The organism is Pseudomonas sp. GW822-FHT03F04, from assembly GCF_058801405.1.
This window is the reverse complement of the sequence record NZ_JBXANF010000007.1, coordinates 246,062-259,130: the sequence shown is the minus strand read 5'-3', so window position 1 is coordinate 259,130 and position 13,069 is coordinate 246,062. Positions and strand designations below refer to the sequence as shown.

Genomic DNA, 13,069 nt, shown 5'->3' with positions numbered 1-13,069 from the left:
CATGACCCGTTCCCTGCCCGAAAACTACCGCGAGATCCTGATCGGCCTCGGTGAAGATCCCGACCGTGAAGGCTTGCTCGACACACCGGTGCGGGCGGCCAAGGCCATGCAGTATCTGTGTCACGGCTATGAGCAGAGCGTCGACGAGATCGTCAATGGTGCGCTGTTTGCTTCCGACACCGACGAGATGATCATCGTCGCGGACATCGAGCTCTACTCGTTGTGCGAACATCACCTGCTGCCCTTCATCGGCAAGGCCCATGTGGCTTATATTCCGACGGGCAAGGTGCTGGGGCTGTCGAAGATCGCACGGCTGGTGGACATGTTCGCCCGCCGCCTGCAGATCCAGGAAAACCTCACCCGGCAGATCGCCGAGGCGGTCCAGCAAGTCACCGATGCCGCCGGTGTCGCGGTGGTCATCGAAGCCCGGCACATGTGCATGATGATGCGCGGTGTCGAGAAACAGAATTCGACCATGAACACCTCGGTCATGCTCGGCGCCTTCCGCGAGTCGAGCAACACCCGCCAGGAGTTCCTGCAATTGATTGGACGGAGCAAGTAAATGCCACAACTTCAACCGGGAATGGCGCGCATCCGGGTCAAGGATCTGCGCCTGCGCACCTTTATCGGGATCAACGAGGACGAAATCCTCAACAAGCAGGATGTGCTGATCAACCTGACCATCCTGTACGCCGCGCAGGAAGCGGTGCGCGACAACGACATCGACCACGCGCTGAACTACCGCACCATCACCAAGGCGATCATCGCCCACGTGGAAGGCAACCGCTTCGCGCTGCTCGAACGCCTGACCCAGGAATTGCTGGATCTGGTGATGGTCAACGAATCGGTGCTGTACGCCGAGGTCGAAGTCGACAAGCCGCACGCGTTGCGTTTTGCCGAGTCGGTGTCGATCACCCTCGCCGCCAGCCGCTGAGTGCGTCTGGCGCTTCAAGCGTCAGACTTTTATCATCCGCGCCACGATTTGACTGCACAGAGCCCATCATGACCGAGCAACAACGCCTCGAACTCGAAGCCGCCGCCTTCCGCCGGCTGGTCGCCCACCTGGACAGCCGCAAGGATGTGCAGAACATCGACCTGATGAACCTCTCCGGGTTCTGCCGCAATTGCCTGTCCAAGTGGTACAAGGCCGCCGCCGACGAGCGCCAGATCGACGTCAGCCTCGACGATGCCCGCGAAGTGGTTTACGGCATGCCGTACGCCGAGTGGAAAGCCCAATATCAGCAAGAAGCCAGCGCCGAACAACAAGCGGCGTTCGCCAAAGGAAAACCCAATGAGTGATCTGAACACCCTGCGCGCCAGCCTCAAGAGCGGCGAACACGTTTTTGCCGACACCCTGGCGTTCGTCGCCGCCGGTTACGACTACCAGCCACAGGCGTTCAACAACGGAGGCGTGGAAAACGCGGCCGGGCAGAATGAAGGTTCGTGCAAGACGCTGGGTCTGGCGCTGCTGGAAGGCTTGAGCGATGAAGAAGCGCTGCTGGCGTTCGGCGAACACTACCGTTCGGTCGTGGCGACGCCTGAAGGCAGCGATCACGGCAATATCCGTGCGCTGATCCAGCACGGTCTGGCGGGCGTGAAGTTCGAAGCGCAGCCGCTGACGCGCCGTTGATTCCGAGCGAATCGCGAGCATGAAAAAACCGGCCAATTGGCCGGTTTTTTTTGTACCTGCGATCTTAGAACGAAGCGTTCTGCAGATCGTCCAGGTAACGCTCGGTGTCCAGTGCCGCCATGCAGCCGGCGCCGGCCGAGGTGATGGCCTGACGGTAAACGTGGTCGGCCACGTCGCCGGCAGCAAAGATGCCTTCGACGCTGGTCGCAGTGGCGTTGCCTTCACGGCCGCCCTGAACCACCAGGTAGCCGTCCTTCAGCTCCAGCTGACCTTCGAACAGCGAGGTGTTCGGGGTGTGGCCGATCGCGATGAACACGCCGTCGACCTTGATTTCGTCGAAGCTGCCGTCGTTGTTCTTCAGACGTGCACCGGTCACGCCCATGTTGTCGCCCAGCACTTCGTCCAGGGTCGCGTTCAGTTTCAGCTCGATCTTGCCTTCGGCCACACGGGCGTTGAGCTTGTCGATCAGGATCTTCTCGGCGCGGAAGGTTTCGCGACGGTGGATCAGGGTGACCTTGCTGGCGATGTTGGCCAGGTACAGGGCTTCTTCTACAGCGGTGTTGCCGCCACCGACCACGGCCACCGGCTTGTTGCGATAGAAGAAACCGTCGCAGGTCGCGCAGGCCGAAACGCCTTTGCCCATGAACGCTTCTTCCGACGGCAGGCCCAGGTAACGAGCGCTGGCGCCGGTGGCGATGATCAGGGCGTCGCAGGTGTAGGTGCCGCTGTCGCCAGTCAGGCTGTACGGTTTGGAAGCGAAGTCCACCGCGTTGATGTGATCGAACACGATCTCGGTTTCAAAACGCTCGGCGTGCTCACGCATGCGCTCCATCAGCACCGGACCGGTCAGACCGTGGACGTCGCCCGGCCAGTTGTCGACTTCGGTGGTGGTGGTCAGTTGACCGCCGGCCTGCATGCCGGTGATCAGCAGCGGCTTGAGGTTGGCACGGGCAGCGTAGACAGCAGCGCTGTAACCGGCAGGGCCGGAACCGAGGATGATCACTCGCGAATGACGGACTTCAGACATGAACCTGTCTCCTGTTGACCGGCCAATACATCAGGCGCGGACGCCGGACTGCCGGCGAGAATAAAAAAGGACTGTGGATAACCTTGGGGAAGGCATGAGCTCGACAGTCCTGTAAAAAGTTGGGTGCAGCGTATCGAGGGGGGCAAGATTAAGGAAATACGGTTTAACAATCCAGCTCATAGGTGGTCTCTATGCCGACACACTGACGAGATGGACGTCTTTGTTACAGTGAATGTCGATCCCGCTGCCGCGCTTTCACAGGTTATGCAAAGTCGGTAAGGTCGGCGCGATTTCCCTTGCTCGGAGCACCTTATGCCCGCCCCTGTTCTCTCCGGCCCGCAATACCTGCGTGAAGGCCTGAAACTGGTCTTGAGCCCTGGCCTGCGCCTTTTTGTGCTGCTGCCGCTGGCCATCAACCTGGTGCTGTTCGTCGGATTGATCTATTTCGCCGGCCACCAGTTCAGCCTGTGGGTCGATACCCTGATGCCGTCGCTCCCCGACTGGCTGAGCTTTCTGAGCTACATCCTGTGGCCGCTGTTCGTGGTGCTGGTGGCATTGATGGTGTTTTTCACCTTCACCCTGCTGGCCAACGTGATCGCGGCGCCCTTCAACGGCTTCCTCGCGGAAAAAGTCGAAGTCGTGGTACGCGGCACCGACGACTTCCCGGCCTTCAGTTGGGGCGAACTGATTGAGATGATCCCGCGCACCCTGGCCCGGGAAATGCGCAAACTGGGCTACTTCCTGCCCCGGGCGATCGGCCTGTTCATCCTCTCGTTCATCCCGGTGGTGAACATCGTCGCCGCACCGCTGTGGCTGCTGTTCGGCGTGTGGATGATGGCGATCCAGTACATCGACTACCCGGCGGACAACCACAAGCTGGGCTGGAACGAGATGCTGGCCTGGCTGCGGCAGAAGCGCTGGCAGAGCATGAGCTTCGGCGGGATCGTTTACCTGGCGTTGCTGATTCCAGTGGTGAACATCCTGATGATGCCGGCCGCCGTGGCCGGGGCTACGCTGTTCTGGGTGCGTGAGCGCGGTGCCGAAAACCTCGTGACGCAACGCTGAAGTCGCGTTCACAAATCCATCATCCGAACGTCACAACCACGACATGGCCTCAGCCGACACTGAGGTCATGACGACAGCTCTACACATCACTCTGATCAGCGAAACCTTCCCACCGGAAATCAACGGGGTGGCCAATACCCTTGGCCGCTTGTGCGACGGTTTGCGCGCACGCGGGCATCGGGTGGAACTGGTGCGGCCACGTCAGGGTGACGATCCGCAGCGCAGTGAAGACGATGCGCTGCTGTTGTGCCGGGGCTGGCCGCTGCCGGGTTATCCGGGGTTGCAGTGGGGTCAGTCGTCGATGCACAAGTTACTGCGACGCTGGACTCGCCAGCGCCCGGATGTGCTGTACATCGCCACCGAAGGCCCGCTCGGGTTGTCGGCACTGCGAGCCGCGCGCCGCCTGGGCATCGCCGTGGTCAGCGGCTTCCACACCAATTTCCAGCAGTACACCAACCAGTACGGCCTCGGCCTGCTGACACGATTGCTGACCCACTATCTGCGCTGGTTCCACAATCGTTCGGCGCTGACCCTGGTGCCGAGCGTCAGCCAGCGCCTGGAACTGGAACGACGACATTTCGATCGTCTCGCGCTGCTGTCCCGAGGGGTCGACAGTCAGTTGTTCCACCCGACCAAACGCCTGAACGCCTTGCGTGAGCAATGGGGACTGAGCGAGCAGGACATCGCGGTGATTCACGTAGGACGCCTGGCGCCAGAAAAGAATCTCGGCCTGCTCAAGCGCTGCTTCGACAAGCTCGCCAGCGCTTATCCACAACGCAACCTGAAACTCATCATCGTCGGTGACGGACCACAACGGGTGGCCCTGGAAAAAGAATTGCCCGAGGCGATTTTCTGCGGCTCACAACGCGGCGAAGCGCTGGCAGCGCACTATGCGTCTGGCGATCTGTTCCTGTTTCCGAGCATGACCGAGACGTTCGGCAACGTCGTGCTGGAGGCGCTGGCTTCGGGTCTTGGCGTGGTGGCGTACGATCAGGCGGCGGCTGCGCAGCATATCCGCCACGGCTACAACGGCGTGCTGGCGATGCCGGGGGATGAAGAGGCGTTTTGCGATGCAGCGCAATGGCTGCTGGAAGAGGATGAAACCCTGCGTTGCGTCCGATTGAATGCCCGCCAGCATGCGAGTCGCCAGGGCTGGGCGGCCATCATCGAGCAGTTTGAAAACCATTTGCAGGGAGCCTGCCGCGACCTGCGCGACAAGCCCCCCACTGCAATCAAACCAGCGTCATCAACGCCTCACGGCTGAACGGCAGAATGTCCTGCTCGCGGCCTTCGCGCACTTTCTGCGCCCAGTCCGGGTCCACCAGCAGCGCACGACCTACCGCCACCAGATCGAACTCGTCGTTGTTCAGGCGCTCCAGCAGTTTTTCCAGACTGGCCGGTTGCGCGACCTTGTCGGTGTTGACCATGAACTGCAGGAACTCGCCATCGAGGCCGACACTGCCGACAGTGATGGTCGGTTTGCCGGTCAGTTTGCGCGTCCAGCCAGCCAGGTTCAGTTCGGAACCGTCGAATTCCGGTTCCCAGAAACGGCGCGTCGAGCAGTGGAAAATATCCACGCCGGCGTCGGACAACGGCTTGAGGAACTCGCCCAGCGCCTCCGGGGTTTGCACCAGGCGTGCGGTGTAGTCCTGCTGCTTCCATTGCGAGAAGCGGAAGATGATCGGGAAGCCTTCACCCACGGCAGCGCGCACGGCCTGGATCAGCTCGATGGCGAAACGCGAACGGTTGGCCAGGCTGCCACCATATTCGTCGGTACGCTGGTTGCTGCCTTCCCAGAAGAACTGGTCGATCAGGTAACCGTGGGCGCCGTGGATTTCCACGCCGTCCATGCCGATGCTCTGGGCATCTTTGGCAGCCTGGGCGAAGGCTGCGATCACGTCCTGGATATCCTGCTTGGTCATGCCGTGCACCACGACCTGACCGTCCTTGAGTTTCTCCGTCGGGCCGTAGCCCGGCACGCTGGCATCCGGCTCGGTGCCGATGCGACGAACGCTGCCGACGTGCCACAGTTGCGGAACGATCTTGCCGCCCTCGGCGTGCACCGCGTCGACAACTTTCTTCCAGCCGGCCAGTGCCGCTTCGCCGAAGAACTGCGGCACATTCGGGTAACCGTTGGAGGCTTGGTGGCCGACGGTGGTGCCCTCGGTGATGATCAGGCCGACACCGGCCGCCGCACGACGACGGTAATACTCAATCACTTTGGAATTGGGTACGCCACCCGGAGAGAACGAACGGGTCATCGGCGCCATGACCACACGGGTCGGCAGTTCGAGGGCACCGAGCTGGAACGGTTTGAACAAGGCTTGAACAGGCATGGGAGGCTCCACGAAAAGGTCATCGACGGGCAGGTGATTCATATGACGGCGATAATATGCGGAGTTTCAACCAGCCGAAAGCATTATTGATCTGAATGATTAAGGGTCAAAAGACAGGCAAAAAAAATCGCAGCTCGATGGCTGCGATTTTCGCGTTTCAGCTCAGGGCTTTTTCAATCGCCGTAATCACCGAAGGATCATCCGGCGCCGTGCGCGGCGAGAAGCGGGCCAGTACACGACCGTCCTTGCCGAGCAGGAATTTCTCGAAATTCCAGGTGATGTCACCGGGAAATTCGGCACCCTCGCCCGCCAGCAGGCGGTACAGCTGATGGCGATCGTGACCGTTGACTTCGAGCTTTTTCGACAACGGAAAACTCACGCCATAGTTGAGGCTGCAGAATTCCTGAATCTCCTGCTCGCTGCCCGGTTCCTGACCGGCAAACTGGTTGCACGGCAGGCCCAGCACACTGAAGCCTTTGCCTTTGTATTGCTGATAGAGGTTTTCCAGCGCCGCGTACTGTGGGGTCAAGCCGCATTTGGAGGCGACGTTGACCACCAGCACGACTTGGCCCTTGAAGGGTGCCAGCGGTAGCTCCTGACCATCCAGGGCTGTCAACTTAAGGTCGTGAAAAGCACTCATGACGAACTCCAGATTCCCGTTTTCTACTCGAAACAGCCACTTGGCGAGGCCACCAAGGACAGCCGCGGACTAAAAAGGCGCCCTCGGGCGCCTCTCCAGTTCTCTGAGCTTAGCGCAGAAAATCAGTGGTGATGGCCACCTTCGCCATGGACGTGACCATGAGCGATTTCTTCCTGGCTGGCGTCACGGATGGCAACGACCTTCACTTTGAAGTTCAGGCGCTGACCGGCCAGCGGGTGGTTGCCGTCGACGGTGACGTCGTCGCCGTCCAGGTCACGAATGGTGACGATCTGCATCTGGCCGTCCGGCGCCGAAGCGTGGAACTGCATGCCGACTTCCAGCTCGTCAACGCCTTCGAACATGCTGCGGCTCAGGGTGCTGACCAGTTCGGCAGCGTATTCGCCGTAGGCATCTTCCGGCTCGACTGCAACTTGCAGGTCGTCACCGACGGTTTTACCTTCCAGGGCTTTTTCCAGGCCCGGGATGATGTTGCCTGCGCCATGCAGGTAAACCAGCGGAGCGCCGCCGGCGGAGCTGTCGATGACCTCACCAGCGTCATTGGTCAGGGTATAGTCGATGGAGACAGCCTTATTGGCGGCGATCAGCATGGGGCGAGACCTTTTGCATAAGAATATAGAAAGGCCAAGTTTAGCGAAGCAATCGCTCGAAAGCGAACACAACCCTGACAAACGGGATTCGACGATCACAGGCTTCCATCAGGACGAGGACGGTCACTGGGTGGCCGAACTTTCCTGCGGCCACACCCAGCACTTGCGACACCAGCCGCCATGGCAGTCACGGGCATGGGTGCTGGATGCAACGCAACGTATTGAAAAAATAGGCCAACCCTTTGCTTGCGGTTGGTGCGCTCAAGGCTCGGTTAGCGCTAACCTTGACGCCTGAAAAACCGGTGGAAGGCCAGCCATAGGCCAACGCCCTTGCCATGCACCCTTAGAGAATCCGCATGCAAACTTTTTTTATCGCGCCCACCGATTTTGGTGTGGGTCTGACCTCCATCAGCCTCGGGCTGGTGCGTACGCTGGAACGGGCCGGGCTGAAAGTCGGCTTTTTCAAACCGATTGCCCAGCCGCATCCGGGCGACACCGGCCCTGAGCGCTCCACCGAGCTGGTGGCCCGCACCCACGGCCTGAAACCGCCGCAGCCACTGGGCCTGGCCCACGTCGAGCGGATGCTCGGCGACGGTCAGCTCGACGAGCTGCTTGAAGAAATCATCGCTCTCTACCAGCAGGCGGCCATCGGCAAAGACGTGCTGGTCGTCGAAGGCATGGTGCCGACCCGCAGCGCCAGCTATGCCGCGCGGGTCAACCTGCACCTGGCCAAGAGCCTTGATGCCGAGGTGATTCTGGTCTCGGCGCCGGAAAACGAAGTGCTGACCGAACTGTCCGGTCGCGTCGAGTTGCAGGCGCAACTGTTCGGCGGCCCGAAAGACCCGAAAGTCCTTGGCGTGATCCTCAACAAGGTCAAGACCGACGAAAGCATGGACGCCTTCGCCGCGCGTTTGAAAGAGCATTCGCCGTTGCTGCGCAGTGGTGATTTCCGCCTGCTCGGCTGCATTCCGTTCCAGCCGGAACTCAATGCCCCGCGCACCCGCGACGTCGCCGACCTGATGGGCGCCCAGGTGCTCAACGCCGGCGACTACGAAACCCGGCGCATGACCAAGACCATCATTTGCGCGCGCACCATGCGCAACACCGTGGACCTGCTCAAGCCCGGCGTATTGGTAGTGACCCCCGGCGATCGCGACGACATCATCCTCGCCGTCAGCCTCGCGGCCATCAACGGCGTACCGCTGGCCGGCCTGCTGCTGACCAGCGACACCCTGCCGGATCCACGCATCATGGACCTGTGCCGTGGCGCGTTGCAGGCTGGCTTGCCGGTGTTGTCGGTGAGCACCGGTTCCTACGACACCGCCAACCTGCTCAACGGCCTGAACAAGGAAATCCCCGTCGACGACCGCGAGCGCGCGGAGATCATCACCGATTTCGTCGCCAGTCATCTGGATGCCAACTGGCTGCACCAGCGCTGCGGCACGCCGCGGGAAATGCGCCTGTCACCGGCGGTGTTCCGCTACCAACTGATTCAACGCGCCCAAGCCGCCAACAAGCGCATCGTGCTGCCCGAAGGCAGCGAGCCGTTCACCGTGCAAGCGGCGGCGATCTGTCAGGAACGCGGGATTGCCCGCTGTGTGTTGCTGGCCAAACCGGCAGACGTCGAAGCCGTGGCCCGGGCCCAGGGCATCGTGCTGCCGCCGGGGCTGGAAATTCTCGATCCGGACCTGATCCGCGAGCGCTACGTCGAACCGATGGTCGCCCTGCGCAAGAGCAAAAGCCTCAACGCGCCGATGGCCGAGCAGCAACTGGAAGACACGGTGGTGATCGGCACCATGATGCTGGCGCTGGATGAAGTCGACGGACTGGTCTCCGGCATCATCAACACCACCGCCAACACCATCCGCCCGGCCTTGCAACTGATCAAGACGGCGCCGGGCTGCACGCTGGTGTCGTCGGTGTTCTTCATGCTGTTCCCCGAAGAAGTGCTGGTCTACGGCGACTGCGTGATGAACCCGCACCCGAGCGCCAGCGAACTGGCCGAGATCGCCCTGCAAAGCGCCGACTCGGCCGCCGCGTTCGGCATCACGCCACGGGTGGCGATGATCAGCTACTCCAGCGGCGAATCGGCCACTGGCGAGGACGTCGAGAAAGTCCGCGAAGCCACCCTGCTCGCCCACGAACAACAGCACTCGCTGCTGATCGACGGGCCGTTGCAGTACGACGCCGCCGCCAACGAAACCGTGGCCCGGCAACTGGCGCCGAACAGCCAGGTGGCCGGTCGCGCCACGGTATTCGTGTTCCCCGACCTGAACACCGGCAACACCACGCACAAAGCCGTGCAGCGCAGCGCCGATTGCGTCAGCCTCGGCCCGATGCTGCAAGGCTTGCGCAAACCGGTGAACGACCTGCCGCGCGGCGCGCAGGTCGACGACATCGTCTACACCATCGCCCTGACCGCGATTCAAGCTGCCAACCGACCTCTGGATATCTGACCCGATGCTGGCCTTTCTCCCTGCCCCCTTGCGCGGCGTGATCGCCGCGCTGCTGTTGGCGCTGAACACGATCCTGCTGTGCTCGTTCCTGTTTCTCGTGGCGCTGATCAAAGTGCTGCCGTTCGACCTCGCACGCCGTGCCTCGCGCTGGCTGATGAGCCACACCCACGAAGCCTGGATCAGCAACAACAAAGGCTGGATGAACCTGGTCCGCCGCACCCGCTGGCACCTCAGCGGCCTGCAAGGCCTGGACTACCAGCATTCGTACCTGATCACCAGTAACCACCAGAGCTGGGTCGACATCCTGGTGCTGCAATACGTGCTCAACCGACGCATCCAGCCGCTGAAGTTCTTCCTCAAGCAGGAACTGATCTGGGTGCCGGTGATCGGTCTGGCGTGGTGGACGCTGGGCTTTCCGTTCATGAAACGCTACTCGAAAGCGTACCTGGAAAAGCACCCGGAAAAGAAAGGCAAAGACCTGGAAACCACCCGCAAGACCTGCGCGAAATTTCGCGACAACCCGGTGGGCATCTTCAACTTCGTCGAAGGCACACGGTTCACCGAAGGCAAGCACGCGCAGCAACAGTCACCGTTCAAATACCTGCTCAAACCCAAGGCCGGCGGCATTGCCTTCGTGCTGGATGCGATGGGCGAACAGCTGGAATCCATCGTCAACGTGACCATCCACTACCCGGGCGGGCGTCCAGGCTTCTGGGACCTGCTGTGCGGCAACGTGCGGGATGTAGTGGTGCACTTTGAAGAACTGAAAATCCCTGCGCAGTTCATCGGCAAGAACTACGACCAGGACGGCGAATATCGCCTGCAGTTTCAAGGCTGGATCAACCAGCTCTGGCAGGACAAAGATGCGCTGCTGGAGCAGATGCACCTCGAGTATCCGAACCAACGCTGATCCCCCTGAGGGAGCCCCCGACAGAATCAGGCCGGCTTCCGCCCCTCACCACTCAACACAATGAGCGTTAGCTCGAGTACCGCTTTTGACGTGCCGGCCCCTTCGGCAGGCTGAGTGGAGGGATTCATCCGGGGATGGGCGCGCAGCGCCGTTTGGCGAAGCCAAACACATCGAGAGGAGGTGCAGCGAAGCAAACCGTAGGCGATGCCCCCGGATGAATCCCGGAACGAAGGAACCCCGAGCCCCAGCGAGGGGCCGAACGCAGGGGCCAAGCCTTTTGCTTACTTTTTGGCGTTTGAAAAAGTGAGCCGCCGTAAGGGCGGAACCGCCAGCCGCAACACCCGCAGAAACGGATATTCACAAAAAACACCCAGAGCCTGGCCGGCCCAAAGGCCGCCTCCGCCAGCAGGCCAACACCCATAGGCCTGCCAACCACAAAAGAAAAGCCCGCCGATGATCACACATCGGCGGGCTTCTTATTGGCAGCTAACGCTTAAATCGCGCCACGCTTACGCAACAGATCCAACACCTGCTTCACACTTTCATCCAGCGACAACGACTGAGTATCGATCACCAGATCAGCATCCAACGGCACGTCATACGGGAAAGACTCACCCGGAATGTTATCGCCACCCGCAGCGTACAACCCTTGCGGATCACGCTCTGCGCAAACAGTCGGCGAAGCCTGGACATAGACCGTCAGCAGACGCTCCTTGCCGATCAGATCTTTCGCCTGTTCACGACCTTCGGCACTCGGCGCCACAAACGCAGCAAGCGTCAGCAGACCCGCTTCGTTGAACTGACGCGCCACATGCGCGGCACGACGCCAGTTCTCGGTGCGACCGGCGCGATCCTGCGGCAGACCTTTGTTGAGGTCGTGACGCAGGTTCTGGCCATCCAGCACAAACACCGCACGACCGAGGTCGAACAGTTTGCGCTCGACCGCGTACGCCAAAGTGCTCTTGCCCGCGCCGGACAGGCCGCTGAACAGCACGGTCGCCGGTTGCTGACCGAAACGCTGAGCGCGCTCTTCGGTCGCTACATGGGCCAGCTTGCCGTGGTGCGTAGCCGTGCCATGAGTCACTGGCTGCGCGACGATCATGCCGGCGCCAACGGTGCCGTTGGTCAAACGGTCAATGATGATGAACGCGCCGGTGGTGCGGTTGCTGTCGTAACCGTCGAGGGCGATCGGCGCATCGAGCGCGATCCTGACCTTGCCGATTTCGTTGAGCTGCAACGCGCTCGCCGGGCCTTCTTCGAGGGTGTTGACGTCGACCTTGTTGACGATGCTGGCGATGGAGCCCGGCACGTAACTGGTGGCGCGTTTGATGTCGTATTTCTTGCCCGGCAGCATCGGCTCTTCAGCCATCCACACCAGCATCGCTTCGAAGCTGTCGGTCACCGGCGGTACGTTGTCGGCGTGTACCAGCAGGTCGCCACGGGAGATGTCGATCTCGTCTTCCATGGTCAGCGTCACGGCCTGGCCAGGACCTGCGTGTTCCAGTTCACCTTCGAAGGTGACGATGGATTTCACGCGGCTGCTCTTGCCTGACGGCAGGACCACGACTTCGTCGCCCTTCTTGACGATGCCGCTGGCCAGGGTGCCGGCGAAACCGCGGAAGTTCAGGTTCGGACGGTTGACGTACTGCACCGGGAAACGCAGATCGGTGAAGTTGCGGTCGCCCGCCACTTCCACGGTCTCGAGGATTTCCATCAACGACTGGCCGGTATACCACGGCGAGCGCTCGGACTTGTTCACCACGTTGTCGCCCTTCAGAGCGGACATCGGCACGAAGTGCATGCTCGTCGGCTTCATCTTCAAGCCTTCGGCGAACTTCAGGTAGTCGGCCTTGATCGACTCGAACACGCCCTGATCGAAGCCTTTGAGGTCCATCTTGTTGATGGCGACAACGATGTGTTTGATGCCCAGCAACGAGGCGATGAAGCTGTGGCGACGGGTCTGGGTCTGCACGCCGTAACGGGCGTCGACCAGGATGATCGCCAGGTCACAGGTGGATGCACCGGTGGCCATGTTGCGGGTGTACTGCTCATGGCCGGGGGTGTCGGCGATGATGAATTTGCGCTTGGCGGTGGAGAAATAGCGGTACGCGACATCGATGGTGATGCCCTGCTCGCGCTCGGCCTGCAGGCCGTCGACCAGCAACGCCAGGTCGATGTCGTCACCGGTGGTGCCGACTTTCTTCGAATCGCGGGTGATGGCTTCGAGGTGATCTTCGTAGATCATCTTCGAGTCGTGCAGCAGGCGCCCGATCAGGGTGCTCTTGCCGTCGTCGACGTTACCGCAGGTCAAAAAGCGCAGCAGCTCTTTACGTTCGTGCTGGCCCAGGTAGGCGAGGATGTCCTCGCTGATCAAATCAGACTGGTGAGACATGACAA

The 13,069-nt window shown here is 61.2% G+C and carries 14 protein-coding genes; 9 read left to right on the top strand and 5 right to left on the bottom strand.

Annotation, left to right across the window (positions count from 1 at the left end):
* The first annotated feature begins 1 nt into the window (after position 1).
* The 4 genes from folE (at position 2) to AC1RMX_RS18425 (ending at position 1,630) form a co-directional block, all read left to right on the top strand.
* Positions 2 to 562, top strand: coding sequence for a GTP cyclohydrolase I FolE (gene folE, locus AC1RMX_RS18440; RefSeq protein ID WP_096819040.1), 561 nt, complete (start codon positions 2 to 4; stop codon positions 560 to 562).
* Positions 563 to 934 (top strand): dihydroneopterin triphosphate 2'-epimerase, encoded by a 372-nt coding sequence (gene folX / locus AC1RMX_RS18435; RefSeq protein ID WP_096819038.1) that lies wholly within the window; start codon positions 563 to 565, stop codon positions 932 to 934.
* Between the two features lie 68 nt (positions 935 to 1,002).
* On the top strand, positions 1,003 to 1,299 hold the full coding sequence (locus AC1RMX_RS18430; RefSeq protein WP_102619451.1) for a DUF1244 domain-containing protein: 297 nt from the start codon (positions 1,003 to 1,005) through the stop codon (positions 1,297 to 1,299).
* Positions 1,292 to 1,630 (top strand): HopJ type III effector protein, encoded by a 339-nt coding sequence (locus AC1RMX_RS18425; protein WP_096819012.1) that lies wholly within the window; start codon positions 1,292 to 1,294, stop codon positions 1,628 to 1,630. The genes AC1RMX_RS18430 and AC1RMX_RS18425 overlap by 8 nt, the downstream gene beginning before the upstream one ends.
* A 64-nt stretch (positions 1,631 to 1,694) precedes the next feature.
* On the opposite strand, the gene trxB is transcribed toward AC1RMX_RS18425, so the two are convergent.
* Entirely contained in the window at positions 1,695 to 2,657 is a 963-nt protein-coding gene (trxB, locus tag AC1RMX_RS18420; protein ID WP_085711762.1) for a thioredoxin-disulfide reductase, read from the bottom strand.
* A gap of 312 nt (positions 2,658 to 2,969) precedes the next feature.
* Between trxB and cysZ the strand changes: the two genes are divergently transcribed.
* Positions 2,970 to 3,722, top strand: coding sequence for a sulfate transporter CysZ (gene cysZ, locus AC1RMX_RS18415; protein ID WP_493072681.1), 753 nt, complete (start codon positions 2,970 to 2,972; stop codon positions 3,720 to 3,722).
* 43 nt (positions 3,723 to 3,765) lie between these two features.
* Positions 3,766 to 4,986, top strand: a complete 1,221-nt coding sequence (locus tag AC1RMX_RS18410; protein WP_096819008.1) for a glycosyltransferase family 4 protein — start codon at positions 3,766 to 3,768, stop codon at positions 4,984 to 4,986.
* On the opposite strand, the gene AC1RMX_RS18405 is transcribed toward AC1RMX_RS18410, so the two are convergent.
* The 3 genes from AC1RMX_RS18405 to AC1RMX_RS18395 form a co-directional block, all read right to left on the bottom strand.
* Positions 4,955 to 6,058 (bottom strand): NADH:flavin oxidoreductase, encoded by a 1,104-nt coding sequence (locus tag AC1RMX_RS18405; RefSeq protein WP_085711765.1) that lies wholly within the window; start codon positions 6,056 to 6,058, stop codon positions 4,955 to 4,957. The genes AC1RMX_RS18410 and AC1RMX_RS18405 overlap by 32 nt on opposite strands.
* A 157-nt stretch (positions 6,059 to 6,215) precedes the next feature.
* Complete coding sequence (locus AC1RMX_RS18400) at positions 6,216 to 6,698, bottom strand: glutathione peroxidase (RefSeq protein ID WP_007959082.1); 483 nt, start codon at positions 6,696 to 6,698, stop codon at positions 6,216 to 6,218.
* Positions 6,699 to 6,820: 122 nt separating this feature from the next.
* On the bottom strand, positions 6,821 to 7,306 hold the full coding sequence (locus AC1RMX_RS18395) for an FKBP-type peptidyl-prolyl cis-trans isomerase (protein WP_096819004.1): 486 nt from the start codon (positions 7,304 to 7,306) through the stop codon (positions 6,821 to 6,823).
* On the opposite strand from AC1RMX_RS18395, the gene AC1RMX_RS18390 reads away from it, so the two are divergent.
* The 3 genes from AC1RMX_RS18390 to yihG all read left to right on the top strand — a co-directional run bounded on the left by AC1RMX_RS18390 (position 7,275) and on the right by yihG (position 10,672).
* Entirely contained in the window at positions 7,275 to 7,601 is a 327-nt protein-coding gene (locus AC1RMX_RS18390) for a DUF3565 domain-containing protein (protein ID WP_096819002.1), read from the top strand. The genes AC1RMX_RS18395 and AC1RMX_RS18390 overlap by 32 nt on opposite strands.
* Positions 7,602 to 7,662: 61 nt before the next feature.
* Positions 7,663 to 9,762 (top strand): phosphate acetyltransferase, encoded by a 2,100-nt coding sequence (gene pta, locus AC1RMX_RS18385; protein WP_096819000.1) that lies wholly within the window; start codon positions 7,663 to 7,665, stop codon positions 9,760 to 9,762.
* A 4-nt stretch (positions 9,763 to 9,766) separates the two neighbouring features.
* Positions 9,767 to 10,672, top strand: coding sequence for a 1-acylglycerol-3-phosphate O-acyltransferase, YihG family (yihG, locus tag AC1RMX_RS18380; RefSeq protein ID WP_096818998.1), 906 nt, complete (start codon positions 9,767 to 9,769; stop codon positions 10,670 to 10,672).
* A 493-nt stretch (positions 10,673 to 11,165) separates the two neighbouring features.
* Here yihG and cysN read toward each other — a convergent pair whose 3' ends face one another.
* A complete protein-coding gene (gene cysN / locus AC1RMX_RS18375; RefSeq protein WP_096818996.1) occupies positions 11,166 to 13,064 on the bottom strand; it encodes a sulfate adenylyltransferase subunit CysN in 1,899 nt (632 codons plus the stop codon).
* Positions 13,065 to 13,069: the final 5 nt, after the last annotated feature.

What these genes read in the sequence shown, in the direction of transcription:
- cysZ (WP_493072681.1), top strand. Translation starts at nt 2,970, where the DNA reads ATGCCCGCCCCTGTTCTCTCCGGCCCGCAATACCTGCGTGAAGGCCTG.
- cysN (WP_096818996.1), bottom strand. Translation starts at nt 13,064, where the DNA reads ATGTCTCACCAGTCTGATTTGATCAGCGAGGACATCCTCGCCTACCTG.
- AC1RMX_RS18425 (WP_096819012.1), top strand. Translation starts at nt 1,292, where the DNA reads ATGAGTGATCTGAACACCCTGCGCGCCAGCCTCAAGAGCGGCGAACAC.
- AC1RMX_RS18395 (WP_096819004.1), bottom strand. Translation starts at nt 7,306, where the DNA reads ATGCTGATCGCCGCCAATAAGGCTGTCTCCATCGACTATACCCTGACC.
- folE (WP_096819040.1), top strand. Translation starts at nt 2, where the DNA reads ATGACCCGTTCCCTGCCCGAAAACTACCGCGAGATCCTGATCGGCCTC.
- yihG (WP_096818998.1), top strand. Translation starts at nt 9,767, where the DNA reads ATGCTGGCCTTTCTCCCTGCCCCCTTGCGCGGCGTGATCGCCGCGCTG.
- AC1RMX_RS18390 (WP_096819002.1), top strand. Translation starts at nt 7,275, where the DNA reads ATGGAGACAGCCTTATTGGCGGCGATCAGCATGGGGCGAGACCTTTTG.
- pta (WP_096819000.1), top strand. Translation starts at nt 7,663, where the DNA reads ATGCAAACTTTTTTTATCGCGCCCACCGATTTTGGTGTGGGTCTGACC.
- AC1RMX_RS18405 (WP_085711765.1), bottom strand. Translation starts at nt 6,058, where the DNA reads ATGCCTGTTCAAGCCTTGTTCAAACCGTTCCAGCTCGGTGCCCTCGAA.
- folX (WP_096819038.1), top strand. Translation starts at nt 563, where the DNA reads ATGCCACAACTTCAACCGGGAATGGCGCGCATCCGGGTCAAGGATCTG.
- AC1RMX_RS18410 (WP_096819008.1), top strand. Translation starts at nt 3,766, where the DNA reads ATGGCCTCAGCCGACACTGAGGTCATGACGACAGCTCTACACATCACT.
- AC1RMX_RS18430 (WP_102619451.1), top strand. Translation starts at nt 1,003, where the DNA reads ATGACCGAGCAACAACGCCTCGAACTCGAAGCCGCCGCCTTCCGCCGG.
- trxB (WP_085711762.1), bottom strand. Translation starts at nt 2,657, where the DNA reads ATGTCTGAAGTCCGTCATTCGCGAGTGATCATCCTCGGTTCCGGCCCT.
- AC1RMX_RS18400 (WP_007959082.1), bottom strand. Translation starts at nt 6,698, where the DNA reads ATGAGTGCTTTTCACGACCTTAAGTTGACAGCCCTGGATGGTCAGGAG.